The organism is Paenibacillus sp. JT31N11 (genome assembly GCF_056269285.1).
Genome location: NZ_JBWDNQ010000003.1, coordinates 742,416 through 756,180, shown reverse-complemented (window position 1 = coordinate 756,180; position 13,765 = coordinate 742,416). Strand labels below are relative to the sequence as shown.

The 13,765-nt window shown below is 48.6% G+C and carries 11 protein-coding genes; all 11 read right to left on the bottom strand.

Annotated elements, in window-relative coordinates:
• Positions 1-198: histidine phosphatase family protein (locus tag AC0YNV_RS15960; protein WP_475768914.1), on the bottom strand; the 198-nt coding region annotated here is incomplete at its 3' end.
• Between the two features lie 274 nt (positions 199-472).
• The gene (gene fur / locus AC0YNV_RS15955; RefSeq protein ID WP_475768913.1) at positions 473-949 is read right to left on the bottom strand and encodes a ferric iron uptake transcriptional regulator; all 477 of its coding nucleotides are present in this window, start codon (positions 947-949) and stop codon (positions 473-475) included.
• 665 nt (positions 950-1,614) lie between these two features.
• Positions 1,615-4,083 carry a GH116 family glycosyl hydrolase gene (locus tag AC0YNV_RS15950; RefSeq protein ID WP_475768912.1) on the bottom strand — a complete coding sequence of 823 codons (2,469 nt, stop codon included), beginning with the start codon at positions 4,081-4,083 and terminating at the stop codon, positions 1,615-1,617.
• A 37-nt stretch (positions 4,084-4,120) separates the two neighbouring features.
• Positions 4,121-5,188 (bottom strand): response regulator, encoded by a 1,068-nt coding sequence (locus AC0YNV_RS15945; protein ID WP_475768911.1) that lies wholly within the window; start codon positions 5,186-5,188, stop codon positions 4,121-4,123.
• Positions 5,181-6,968, bottom strand: a complete 1,788-nt coding sequence (locus tag AC0YNV_RS15940) for a sensor histidine kinase (protein ID WP_475768910.1) — start codon at positions 6,966-6,968, stop codon at positions 5,181-5,183. The genes AC0YNV_RS15945 and AC0YNV_RS15940 overlap by 8 nt, the downstream gene beginning before the upstream one ends.
• Before the next feature lie 4 nt (positions 6,969-6,972).
• Positions 6,973-8,055, bottom strand: a complete 1,083-nt coding sequence (locus AC0YNV_RS15935; protein WP_210037958.1) for a Gfo/Idh/MocA family protein — start codon at positions 8,053-8,055, stop codon at positions 6,973-6,975.
• 7 nt (positions 8,056-8,062) lie between these two features.
• Positions 8,063-9,013 carry a nucleoside hydrolase gene (locus AC0YNV_RS15930; RefSeq protein ID WP_475768909.1) on the bottom strand — a complete coding sequence of 317 codons (951 nt, stop codon included), beginning with the start codon at positions 9,011-9,013 and terminating at the stop codon, positions 8,063-8,065.
• A gap of 42 nt (positions 9,014-9,055) precedes the next feature.
• Positions 9,056-9,892 carry a carbohydrate ABC transporter permease gene (locus tag AC0YNV_RS15925; RefSeq protein ID WP_475768908.1) on the bottom strand — a complete coding sequence of 279 codons (837 nt, stop codon included), beginning with the start codon at positions 9,890-9,892 and terminating at the stop codon, positions 9,056-9,058.
• On the bottom strand, positions 9,889-10,782 hold the full coding sequence (locus AC0YNV_RS15920; RefSeq protein WP_475768907.1) for a carbohydrate ABC transporter permease: 894 nt from the start codon (positions 10,780-10,782) through the stop codon (positions 9,889-9,891). The genes AC0YNV_RS15925 and AC0YNV_RS15920 overlap by 4 nt, the downstream gene beginning before the upstream one ends.
• Positions 10,783-10,846: 64 nt before the next feature.
• Positions 10,847-12,148: an ABC transporter substrate-binding protein gene (locus tag AC0YNV_RS15915; protein ID WP_475768906.1), complete on the bottom strand. Its 1,302-nt coding sequence runs from the start codon at positions 12,146-12,148 to the stop codon at positions 10,847-10,849.
• Between the two features lie 314 nt (positions 12,149-12,462).
• Positions 12,463-13,404 carry an aldo/keto reductase gene (locus tag AC0YNV_RS15910; RefSeq protein WP_475768905.1) on the bottom strand — a complete coding sequence of 314 codons (942 nt, stop codon included), beginning with the start codon at positions 13,402-13,404 and terminating at the stop codon, positions 12,463-12,465.
• Positions 13,405-13,765: the final 361 nt, after the last annotated feature.

The window sequence follows — 13,765 nt, the reverse complement described above, 5'->3', positions numbered from 1 at the left end:
TATATTAACTTTGAGTTTCTGCGCTAATGGGGTGATTGAACTAATTGCCCTTACAAAAGGACTTGAATGGATGCTTTCAACGTTTTTTCTGTACAGAAATTCAGCAAGCCGATTGGCTTGCGTATATCCTTCTTCTGTAAGATTAGCACTTGGAGATTGTCCATCCGCTTTGCAGTGTCTCACGATAAAAATGTTCAAATATTACCACTTCCATTCCTTAGATGTTTTCTCCGCCCTTGTTATGCTTTCCTTTGTCCAAGGTAGTGTATTAGGATAATTCAATATTTCATCGTATGTCATCTACATACCTCATTGACTTTTTTTATTATAAACTACCCGCTCGTATTATGAGGTTAGCCAGTTTTTTCTGGTTGACCTCTTTTGTAATTAAGAGGTTTAGTAAACGGTAGCCGGGGTCGGCAAGTAAAAAGAAGCCTGACCGTCTTGCTTCAAGCTTCTTTAGCTTCAATCCTTAGGATACCGCCTCGCATTCCCGCTTGCAGCCGTTTTTTTCGCAAGTCTTATACGTGCCCGTAAATTCCAGGCGATGGTCCTTCACCGAGAAGCCGTATTCACGTTCCAGACGCATCTCCATTTCCAAGAGCCAGTCTTCTTTGATTTCCTCCATTTCCCCGCAAACGGTACAAATCAAATGATGGTGCATATGCTCATGATCTTCGCCACGGAGGTCGAAACGGGCCACACCATCGCCAAAGTTCATCTTTTCAACGATATGCAACTCGGTCAGAAGCTCCAGCGTCCGATAAACCGTGGCCAGTCCAATTTCAGGGTGCTTGTTCTTTACACGCATAAATACTTCCTCAGCGCTCATGTGATCCTCTTCATTTTCCAATAAAACCCGTACGGTCGTTTCTCTCTGTATCGTCAATTTGTAGTTTCTGCTCGTCAATTGTTGATTGATCTTGTTCAACTGTTCCGGCACGTTCATTAAACGGCTCCTCCTTTGCCACCCTTCCTTTATTTCCATTTACAACATTTTAATTGATAATAATTCTCATTGTCAATAAGAAAGAAATGCATGATTATTATGGTTTATTAAATTTATCTTTCGTTTCTGGCAGCAAAATATGGTTCCTGGCTGCACCGATTGATTTTCAGCAAAACAACCGCTGCTTCAGCGGATAATGGTCCGTCAAGCAGCGGTTATTGGAGACGACTATATTATTGCTTCCCGGTATCTGCAGCCACTGCTTCGCCGAGTTATTTATGCAGCAAGGAACGACCTTCTGTGTAAAACCTGAACTTTTGCAGTTTTTTCATAATTGTTCGTTTCTGTAGGGCAATGATCCCGCGGCCTCATGGCGGGTAATCTGTTAAATCCTATTTTAGAGCTGATCGCCTGCTAGTACATTGTTCGCCAAAGTCTGGCTGGAGAATGTCATGTTCCGTGCCTTGTTGCCTTTCTCCCAAAAAGAGCGGTACAAGCCTTGAGCTGCAAAAAGTTCTTCAATTATAAATTTCATGAGCATCATACCATTTCTTCGTTCTAATATCGTTCATCACGTTCATCACATAAATGGCAAAGTGATAGCCACCCACAGTTATAACGTTGTAGAGTCGTTTCCGTCCGGCAGCAGCTGCGCTGCCCATATATTAAATTTCTTCTTTCAACCGGAAATGTTCGATATCGATATTACCCGATTTAACGTCTGCGAAGGGTTCTCCCCCGCGTATGCCGACTATGCCGTAACCGCTGGATGTGCAGAGGAAGCTGCTGAAGTCACCAGACGCCTTCTTGGTGAAGTACATTGTCCGGTCGCATGCGTCATAGCGGATCCCGCTCCAGCCCTGTAGCAGACCGTAGGAAGCCATAGCGCGCGCGTACCAATGGCCGCATTCATACTCATTAAACGGATTGCGCGTCCGGCCGTCGAAACGGTCACGACAAATCCGTACAATATCCAGGCCTTCCTCTATGCAGCCGAGCGAGAGCAAATGGGAGGCCACCTGATATTCAATCCCCGTCCATACTTCATTGCTGTATACGAAGGGCAGCGTAAGCTTTCCGCCTCTCGGCCAAGTGCACAGGAGCAGTCCGCCCTCGCTGCCAAGCGCGAAACCGGGTCTTTGCGGATTCACATGCTCCGACAAGTCCCTTTTCAGATTGTATTTGTAGATGCTGAGCAGGTGACTGCGGACGTTATCCCGGTCCAATACGTCCTCAAGCCCGCACATTTCTCCCAACCAGGCTCCGATGACGCCATCTGACAGGCACCCCTGTCCGTACTGGTACTTCGGACCTTCTTCCTTCATCAGCTCGAGTGCTTCAGCCGAATAGTTTACATTCCAAGCCTGTTCTCCGCTTGTCGGAGATGGTGTTCTCAACCCCTGCCAAACGATCTTCTGCTCATAATATTCACCGTTGAACAGTTCTTTGTCCATATAGTCTCTGCCTTTGCGGTACAAGGACTTGTAAATTTCGGCCTGATCCCCGGCTGCTTCCGCCAAGAGCGAGGCTGACTTGAGCGCGCCTAGATAGATCGATGTGCACATGCCGTCGGGACCCCAAAATTCAATATCATAGGTGTTATGATGAGGCTCCGAGAGTACGCCCAGCCCTTCCGGATCCCAGGTTTCCATGCAGTAATGAAGGCTCTTTCTCACCTTGGGCCAAATTGCGAGCAGCCACTCCGTATCTCCGCTGACTCGCCATTCCCGGTATACCTTCATAATACCGCCGAGCTGCCCGTCGCTTGCGGCATGGAAATCGTGATCTGCCGGAACGATCGGCAGCGGGATGCGGAAGTTCTGATGACCATGCTCATCCTGACCTTCCGCGAATTCGGTATCGCGGATTCCACGCTCCAGCTCCGGGAACAGATGAGGCAGAGCTTGCGCATAATTCCAGACATGGGTACAGGTTCCGTGACAGCTGCCCTTCGTATCCTCGCAGCCCTCCCATCCCCAAAACCTGCCATCGGTTTGCCGGAGCACGGTCGGTGACTTCAGGATGGACAGATTCGCCGCCGCCGCCTTCACTAGCTCAGCAGGCATCGACGTGCCGTAGAAGCTGTCGTTGAACCGGACGCTCTCTTCACGTAATCGCATATAGCTGCGCAGCCAATAATCGGCAACCTCCTCTACATCCTTAAACCTTCCGGCATACCATGGTTTATGAAATGCCGGTTTGTCCGCAGCTTCGTTACCGCTCTGCTGACGAGCTGTGGCGGGAACACCTACAGTCAAATTCGTTTCGGGTACGAACCAGGACAGCAGCAGGCGGATCGTCTGCCGCTCATTCGGTTGGAGCTCCATCGGTACGAAGATGCTCGCCCCCGGACTTGGCTTACCTGTGTCCACCGGAGGTTTGTCCTGGCAGCGTCCGGACTCGATATCCTCCCAGATCATCGTCAGCGGATCAAACCAGCCTCCCCTGAACCAGGCACAGTCCACGGCCGCATGGGGATGATCGACAACAGCGCTGAACGCCCCCTGCGCCCATGGCTTATGTTCAATGGGCGGCTGATCCAGGACGAAGCCGTTTCCCGATTCCGCACGGATCACGCGATGATTGCCGGCGCCCTCCTCCATGAAATGAGCCGCATGAAAAGAATAGACGAGCTCTACACTCCGATCCGTATGGTTAGTGAATGTAAATTCCAGTCCGGCTGCAGGCAAACTCGAATCATCGGCATTCAAAGGGATAAAAGGGCTCCAACCGGTTATCGTCACATCAACAGGTACTTTCGGATCGCGAAGCTCCACTGTTCCGAACGGAAACTTCGAGTCAAATACGCTTTCTTTAAAGCGCGGCAGTCCATAATGCTTGCCAAAGAGCCCGTTTCCAGGACCGACAAACCGATCCGACCGGTGGCTGAACACCTTCCAATCCGGCACAGGCCCTTCCAGAACCCGTGCCAGGCTGCCCTCGCTGTCCTTCACGCAAACTGCAGAAAACATCAGCGGCTCATGGGTAATGTCCGGTGCGTTGCGAAGGGAGAAATGAGACATGGCGCCCGTTCCCTCCAGACAAAACATGCCGGCGCCGATTCCTCCCAGCGGAAATGCAACATGCGAATTGCGGCTCCCTGAATACGTACCGTGAGCGGATTTCCGATTCACTATTTATCTCTCCATTCCGATACGGCGCGCGCCGTATTTACTTTCTCATCTCCGACGGGGACACACCATAATATTTTTTGAATACTTTATCAAAATAGGAGACATCCTCGTAGCCTACCCGTTTCGCGATGTGTTTGATTTGGATGTCATCCTTCATCACCCAGGATTTAGCGGATTGCATGCGCAGGCGAATGATTTGTTCCATGATGTTTTCCCTGAACTGGAGCTTATAGCTTTTGCTGAGATACTCCCTGCTCACGTAGAACCGCTGTGCCAGCGACCCCAGGGAAATGTCATCCGCGTAATGTTGTTGAACATAATCGAAGATCTGCTGTAAGTCTACTTTTTTGCGGTCCCTTCTTATGACAAGAATGAAGTCCATCGCTTCTCTATAAATTCTTTTGATCGCCTCAAGTACATCCGATGCATTGAGCTTTGACGGCATATGCCCAAGAAGATCCTTCTCTTTAAGCACACCGTTCAGCTCCAGCCCTTCCATCGCCGTGAATTGTTCGAGAGTAATCAGAAACTCATGGTAGATCCGGAGCCACTGCGCCGATCCGCAATCGAACTGAGAATCCAGATGGCTGATGCATGCTGTCAATACGTCTTCTACAGACTTGATGGCTAACTCGTTCAAATGCGCAGCGGCATTTTTCTTGTAATCGTTCAATATAGCCAGTATCCCGGGAGGAAGGGTCACCAGCACCTCGGATAATTGGTGGCGATAATGCTGCAATTCCTTGAGACATAATTGCAAGGCCTGGGTCAATTGTCCGGGATCCACCGGCTTCAGCAGGTATTCAACCGCACCCGAGCGTAACGCTTGATGCATGTACTTATAGTCATCATACCCGCTCAGGACAATCACCTTCATATTCGGCTGATTCGAATCCAGGATCCGCAGCAGCTCGATTCCGTCAAGGAGAGGCATCTTCATATCCGTAATGACGATATCCGGATTCAGTTCCTGAATCATGCGGAGGCCATCTTCCCCGTTATCCGCTTCGCCGATGATCTCCATATCCGGAATAGCCTGCGCCACGAATTTCTTAATGAGATCGCGAACCAACGATTCGTCTTCCACGATAAGCAGCTTAGCCATTTGAACCGCCCCCCTGTACGGACGTATTTGGGATCACAATGGTCACTTGAGTTCCGCCATGAAGCGTGCTTTCGATTTCCAATCCGTATTCTGATCCAAATTGGGTCTTGATGCGTGCCTGGATGTTGCTGAGAGCCATGCTTTCTTTAATTTCGATTATCTCTTCAATATTGCGCATTAAGCTTTGTTTGAGCTCAAGCTCCCTTTGCGGGGATAAACCGGTACCGTTATCGGTAATTTCAATGTACAGCTTTTCCCAGTCGCATCGCGTCCTGATTCCGATGATCCACCTTCCTCTTTTATGCTGGAATCCATGCTCGAATGCGTTTTCAACAATGGGCTGCAGCGTGAGCGGCGGTATGAGGCAGTCGGCTGCAGAGGGATCAATTTCCCATTCTACCGTAATTTTATCCTTGATTCTGAATTTCTGTATGACCAGATAATTGCTGACATGATCGAATTCCTGCTGCAAAGTGACAAGGTCATTTCCCATTCCCATCGTATATCGCAGATTGCTGCTGATCGCCTGGATGATGTGGTAAATTTCCGGGACATCCTTAATTACAGCCATCGCTCCGATCGATTGCAGGGTATTATGCAGGAAATGGGGATTAATCTGCGCCTGCAGCGCTTTCAATTGGGCTGTTCTTTTCTCAATGTAAATCTGATATCGCGATCGGATAATCTGGGCATATTTCTGCTCCAGCCAACCGATTTCATCTTTGCGGTTATGTCCGACATAGATGTCGCTGTTCGTCTCCTCGGTCCACGTGATAGCCCTTACAAGCTTTAATATAGGAGAAACCGCTCTGTCCGCGATAAATTTGGAAGCGGTAACAGAAACGATAATCAGAATCGTCACGATCCCAATCCCGAACCTTAACGTATTGTTGCTGCTCGCGGATACGACGCTGGTTGGAATCATTTTCACGATCGTCATTTTGCCATCCGCAAAAGACTGGTAAAAAATATAATGGGCGTCGTCTTTGAGAAAATGTTCCCCGGAATGCTGTTCGATCCGTTTCACCACAGAGGTCGTTAGTACTGCTTCAGAGCTGCTCTCAAAGGGGATGTTCACGACATTTCCCGACTCGTCCAGAACCAGGATTGTACTTTTATCATCGCTGCCCAGCGACTTGAAGATGGGATCGAACATGCTCCAGTTCACTTGAAGAGCGACTCCGCCCACCAGCTTGCGGTCAATAAACCGGTATAAGTTGCGGTACATGGTAAATTGGTCTGAGTCCGGGACGAAAACATATACCGGTTTTCTGCCTCCGGGCGAGTTCCAGGGGGCTGTCGTCCCTGGATTGGGAAGAACCCGTTCTTCGCCGTTTCGGACGGAATAACTTCGCTCATTCTCTTTCTTGAACACCGTGATCTCGCTTATTCTGTTCAGGTTCGCCAAATTTTGCGACGACAATATGGCGAACAGATTTTTCTGCAGAGTGAAATCAATCGCCTCATCCTGGTTTTGCGCGTTCTCCATGAATTGCGTAACGCTCTGATCGTTCATCACGGAGAACAGAATCTGGTCCAGGATTTGAATCTGATCGTCGAGAAAAGTTCCGGACCACTCGATTTTGGATAAGTTCGACCCCATAATCTCAGTCTCCAGCTGATCTTGGGCATTATGGATGGCGACAACGGTTAACATGATGAGCGGAATGCAGGTCAGCAGCACCAGCACCAGAAACATCTTTTTTTTAATGCTGCCGGAGAAGGACTCCATGAATGATCGGCAGGTGATAAGCAGTTTTATACGCAGTCGATTCGGCATACCTCTATTTTAACTTATTTATGATCATTTCGAATAGGAGCAGATCTTCCCTGAAATCCTCCGGTGTCGTTTTTACCGCTCCATTCTCTGTTATTGCTTGGTGCAAAGCCTTCAATTCGAGTGTATAAGGATCTGTGAGCGTCGGTCTGATTACAGATTCCTTATAAGTCTCTCCTTCCGTTTCGCTGACGAATAATTTGACAGGAAGATGGCGAATATACGGCGTATCATACTGCACTTTAACAGATTTATGACTGGAGTAAACCTCAATATGGGCGTCGAATCTGCCCTGCTGATCCATGCCGGTTTCATAGACGACGGAGAAATGGCCATAATCGAATATAGCGGTAAGGAATATACTTCCCTGCTGCTGCGAAACTTTGGCTCCAATGACTCCTTGCGGCATTCCCAAAGCCTCCCGCATCGCCGACAAATCATGGCTTCCCAAGCCGGTCAAGAAACGGTAAACACCGAATATTGGCGATTCAGGCTTCAACCCTGTCGCTGCGATGCCCATTTGTTCCGCCCTGGCCTTCCGGTCGGCCTTGGCCGACTCCGGAATATCATCGAAGGAAACCGTTCGGCTGGTAGGTTGAATGAAATAGTGATTCGGCCCGATGATATCCCTGACCCTGGCGTACGTGATGTTCTTAAGTCCCCCGATTTCCTGTACCGCCTCGACAAAGGAGGCCGCGTAGCGGCGCATATAGCCGACCATCACGACGACTTGATGCCGGTCGCGCAGGGCAATAATGGCATCCGTTTCCGCATTTGTTAGGCACATCGGCTTTTCGATGAATACATGCTTATTGCGGCTGATCGCCTCAATCGCGCAATCGGCATGATATTCATCGCTGTTGAGGACAAAAACAACATCCAAATCTTCTTGTTTGACCAGATCGGACATATCCGTATACAGATTCTCAACCCCGTACCGATGCCCCAGATGCTCCAGCAAACGGGGGGATATATCGCATAATGCCGTGATCCGGAAATAATCGGGAAGCGATTCCAATACAGGTAGATGAATGACCTGGGCAACTTCGCCAAGACCGATCAAGCCAACGTTTAATATTTTTCTATGCATGACCTGGTCACTCCTTTATTAGGGTTTGTTCTCCGGCTGCGGCAGCCAATTTACGAAAGAAATCTTTAAATACCGCATCTCGATGCACGAAGCTTGCGCAGCGGATCAAATGCCTGCTCGAATCCTTGCTCCAAGTGACCCGGTCGGTAAGCAAAGGGCTCGGGACGAGCTCTGTTGAAACAGCAGCGGGATTCAGCAAATAGGCGATCGTTGAAATATCCCAGATCACTCTTGAGTATCCGAAGTGGTCATCGGAGCAGTTCTTGAAGCGTTCGGCCAGAAAATCGCCAATCCGCCCCTTCCCTCTGACATGCGCATCAATCTCCGGCAGCGTGGTTAACAAGCTCGTGGTGACGCCGAGGACAGGAATCAGCACAAGCGGCACGCCGCAGTCAAGCAGTACCTGAGCACCCGGAACGTCCTGCTTCAAATTGAATTCCGTCGTGTCGTTCCACCAGAGCGCGTGTCCTCCAAGCCACACCACTACGATCTTCTCGATGATGCGCGGCTCTAACAAAATAGCAGACGCTATGTTCGTGATCGCTGCGATTGCCACGACATAAAGAGGTTCGTCATCGGGGGCGGCCATGGCCTTCGCGATCAGGTCGCGGGCCGCTTCGCTGTCTACCGGCTCTTGCGGTCCCGGCAAGTAGCCTTCCGATCCGCGGAACACGAACCCTCCGGCGGGCTCGTTCATTTGCTCCAGGATGCGGATAATCTCATCATAGCTTTTTTCCATGCCGTCCTTCGGCCCATCGGAAAGCTCATTGTGGAAGGGTGCGGCATAAATGGCTTGCAGATTGATCTTGTCTTTCGAGAGCAGGGCGTAAACGATCGCAAACTGGTCGTCGATTTCATTATAGGTATCGGTGTCCAATACCATGTTGATTTTACCGGCAGGCGGCTGTAGGCGGCGAACCCGCAGGTCCTCGGACAATTTCGGATAAGATTTGGTCAAATCGGGTTACTCCCTTCTTATGATGGCGCTCTCCTTCTTTTGTCAGCCCTTGATCGCTCCATCGGCGATGCCCTGCACGATATACTTTTGGAAGAAGAGATACACCAGGATCACGGGCAGCGAGGTGAGAACAAGGATGCTTAAGATGTAGGACCATTCATTCGAATACTGACTGAAAAATGTGCTCGCCAGCAATACAAGCGTGTAACTCTTATAGTTGGTCAGCATAATCAGCGGCAGCATAAAATCATTCCACACCCATAAAATATCGAGAATCGTGATCGTCAAGGTAATGGGTATGAGCAGCGGAAAAATAATTCTTATAAACGTCTGCAGCTGTCCGCACCCGTCAATCTGAGCGGATTCTTCCAGCTCTCTTGGAATGGATTTAACGAATCCGTGGTACAAAAAGATCGCGAAGTTAACGCCAAGTCCAATATAGATCAAGGGAAGACGATAGATCGAGCCTTGAATATTCAGAGCAGTCGCCATCTGGATAAGTGAAAACATAATAGAGTAAAAAGGTATAAGCATGGAAGACAGGAACAGAAAAAAGATAAAAGCGCTGAACTTTCCGGGCGTGCGCGATAATTTGTATCCGGCAGGTGCGCTGCAGACAATAATTCCGATGATGGACAAGGATGTAATGACGAATGTATTATACAGATTACTTAAAATATGAACTTCGGTCAGCACGTACCGGTAATTTTCCCAGTGCAGCACCTTCGGCCATTGAATAACCGACTTGAACATCTCGCCTTGCGATTTCAATGAGTTCATTATGGCCAGCAATATGGGAAACAGGAAAAATACAGTCGCACAAGCCAGCAGCACAACAATCAACAACGAGAAGAGAAAGGATGATTTCGATTTCCTCATGCTTCGACCTCTCTCTTTTTCAAGACGGCAACCTGGGTCACCGTAATGACCAAAATAATCAGAAATAAAATCATTGCTTTGGCAGTCGCGTATCCATAACGCAAATCCCTGGCAAACCCCTCCTGATAAATATTAAAGGCAATGACCTCCGTGCTGTAGCCGGGACCTCCTCCTGTCAGGGCGTACACAACTTCGAAGATCTTGAAAGATCCGTTCAGGGTCAGGAAGACGCATATCGTAATGGCCGGCATAATCATCGGCAGGGTAATATGAAGGAATTTACGAAAAGGCGTCGCTCCGTCAATGGTTGCAGCTTCCTGCAAATCCCGCGGAACACCCTGCAGAGCTGCGATATAAATGACCATCAAGTAGCCTGCCCCCTGCCAGATGGATACCAGAAGGATCGATACAAAAGCCATATTCGCGGAGCCCAGCCAGGGCTGGTCCAGAAAGCTCAGAATAGTCTTGTCGGCCAACTGGGGGAATACCGTCGAGAAAATGAAGGTCCACATCAACGTACTGATGTATACGCTAAACATATTCGGCATAAAAAACAGGGTACGGAACACGGATTTGGTGCGGGTGCGTATCCGGCTTTCCACCAATACCGCCAGAGATATTCCGACTATATTCTGTAATAGGACGATCGCAACCACATATTTTAACGTATAAAACAACGAATACATGAATCTGGAATCTTCCGTGAACGCTTCGATATAGTTGCTGAAGCCGACAAAATTATACTGCCGGAATAAACCGTTCCAATCCGTAAAGCTGTAATAGATGCCGCCGATCGTCGGAATCAATAAAAAAATCACATAAAAGAACAACGCCGGCGCCGCGAAAGCCAGCAGGGGAATCCAAGGTTTGGATCTCAGAGTCCGGTACATCCCAATCACCGCCTATTGGAAGGAAAAGCAGCAGCGTTAACGGCTGCCGCCCTTCTCCATAGATTTATTTTTGAACTTTGAGAGAATTTTTCCAGGTTTTATCCAATTCTGCAATCAACTGATCCTGCGTAATTTGTTTTGCGAAATAGGATTGAGACATCTTGCCTATCGCTTCATTGGCAGCTTGCGGTATGGATTGATCCAGATACGAGTGGCCGCTCTCCACGTATTGATTTCCCTGCTCGGTCCAAGGGAACGTGCTGATTTGTTGGTTTGAGGCCACTTTGTTAAACTTTAGCTGATCAAAGAAAGCAGAAGAATCTTTGTCATCCAAAATGTAGTTCAGAAAGTCGACGGCAACCGCTTTGTTCGGACTTTCCGGATAAACGGTCAGCGTAGTGGAAACCGCCAAATTTACCATCGTGGACGCCGGATCATCATTGACAGGCAAAGCGCCGAGCCCCAGCTTAAAATCCGGATTCGCTTTCAGAATGCTGTCCGCATACCAAGTGCCGGTAATCAACATCGCGGCTTCGCCGTTCGCGAATTTCGCCAGCCCGTCATCCGCGCCGGTCTCCAGCGGGCGTTTTGTCCCGTTTGCATTGACCAGATCGATAATATCGAACATCCCTTTATCCTTTAATTCGCTGAAGGACGCTTCCCCCTTGTTCATCCGGTCCCACCAGTCCGGAACCTGCTTGGCGGCAACCGATTCGAAGCTCAATTGCGTAAGCCATCCCGGAAAGCTCTCTTCTTTATAAGCAAGCATAAATGGAGTCACATTGTTGCTTTTCAGGGTTTCGACCACTTGTTTCATTTCCGATAACGTCGTCGGCACCTTCAAACCGTATTTTTCAAAAATCTCCTTGTTGTACAAGTAGCTCCAGGAGAAGCTTTCCATCGGAACACCGATAACCTTGCCGTTAATCGTCACGACATTGCGAATGCTTTCTATTAATTTGCCGGCGAACGGCTCGTTCGAGAGATCCGGCAGATAGCCTCCTTTTTCGAAGACCGGACCGTCAAAAGCGGCATGCAGGGAATATATATCCGGTGCGTCTCCGCTCGCCAAACGAGTTTTCAGCAAATTGGCGTCCGATGGCATTTCCATATTGTAAGTGACGTCAATCCCCTTCTCCGCTTTCTCCTTAACCGCAAACTGTTTCAAATACTGGTCGAACTGCTCCTTGAAACGCCCAAGCCCCGTCAGCATCAGGTTCAGTTCCACCTTTTGCGGTTGTTCGACGTCGGCTGTGCCGGATGCGTCCGGACTGTTGTTCTGACTCGATGAATTGTTCCCGCCGCAAGCCGATACCGTCACAGCCAACAGTAATATTCCGAGCCAAACCGTCATTTGTTTTTTCAAAATCTGATCCCCCTTCATATTCATTAATATCTTTGCAAGCGTTCTCAATTAGTAGTATAGGGTTAATTTGCTCTTTTGTAGTTGGAAAATGTTAACCCGTTAAATTGGAATAAATTAAGATGGATAACATGAAGCGCTTGTCTGCTTGCCGCCACGCCACGCCACGCCAGCCCTGCCTATCCTTCAATAAAACCGAAAGAGGAGCTGCCCGAAGCAAGCTCCTCCACAATGGGATCTATGTTCAACGAGCAGCTCTTCGGCTGCGGTACAGTTCATCCTAATCTGACTTAAGAATCATAAACTGGATATTAACTCTAATTTCCTGTAATACTGTCGATCCCCGCAAAAATGTCTTTCAATCTTTGGATATCCTGCTCAGGCAATGGTCCCCTGCTCACCGATTCGATGTTATTGGCCAGGTGCTGCAAATTTCCCGTCCCCATTAACACGGAATGGACTCCCGGCTCATACCTGCAAAACCTGTAAGCCGCATCCACAATGCTATGTGCTCCATCCGGATGCACCAAAAAGCCCAATGGATTATTGCGGTCCACTTTACGTGCATCCAGCAGTCCTTTGTCAAACAACTCATTCAGTAATTCGATCAGGACCTCCGGTCGAGACAAGGCTCTTCTTACGGCAAACATATCGAGAACTCCGATATTTTTGGCAACGGCAGCTTTAAAGATTTTTTCGCGCGCACTCTGATTCAACAAATTGAAGCCTACCATCATGACATCCCAGCAATTATCCTGTACCGCCCGTTCCAGTGTTTTATGCGTCGAGTCGGAAGCGAACGCTTCGGTAATTCCCAAAAAGCGAATTTTACCCTTTTCTTTCATTTTAATCATTTCGGGCACAAGCTGCTGGACTGCATAATCATAATCGGTATGATCCACAGCATGCAGATGGTAAATATCGATATAGTCGGTATTTAGGTTAGCCAGGCTTTGATCTACACTTTTTTCGAAATCTTCCACTTTTTTTAATCCTTTGTTCTCGCGAAGAGAATATTTGGTTGAAATAACGACATCTTCTCTTTTAACATGCTTCAATCCGGCTCCAACCACAGATTCGGTACCGTAAGCCTCCGCCGTATCGATCAGATTGATTCCCCGTTCGATCGCATTATGCACGATCTGCGCGGCATGTTGTCCGCTCCGCTCCGTTTGTATGCCCAGCCTGCTGCTTCCTCCGGCACCCAGGCTGATAACGCTTACATTTAAACCGGTCCTGCCCAATGTTACATAATCCATTCCAATCACTCCTTTTCGTTAGAATCACACCTTCGCAAGATGCCTTATTGACACTATTGTCCGGCTTTTACCTGTAACGTGCTTCGCTAGCATTCCCATCATCCCGAAGGACACTTTACTATGAAGTTTAAATCGCAGGACAAACAAAATCAACCAATTGAAAAAATTACCCCCGGCATCCGGCGTCGGGATTGGCATCGCCCAGCCGCAGACACGATATTGAGCTGCCGTCTTCCTATAGTGAGCAGCTTCGGAAACTTTTGTTTACTGGACAGGTCAAGGAATGAGAACTGAACCGTTTCTCATGTTCCACCAACCTTGCGAAACCTCCAAAAACCAAAAAAATCTAAAAGGGTTACGA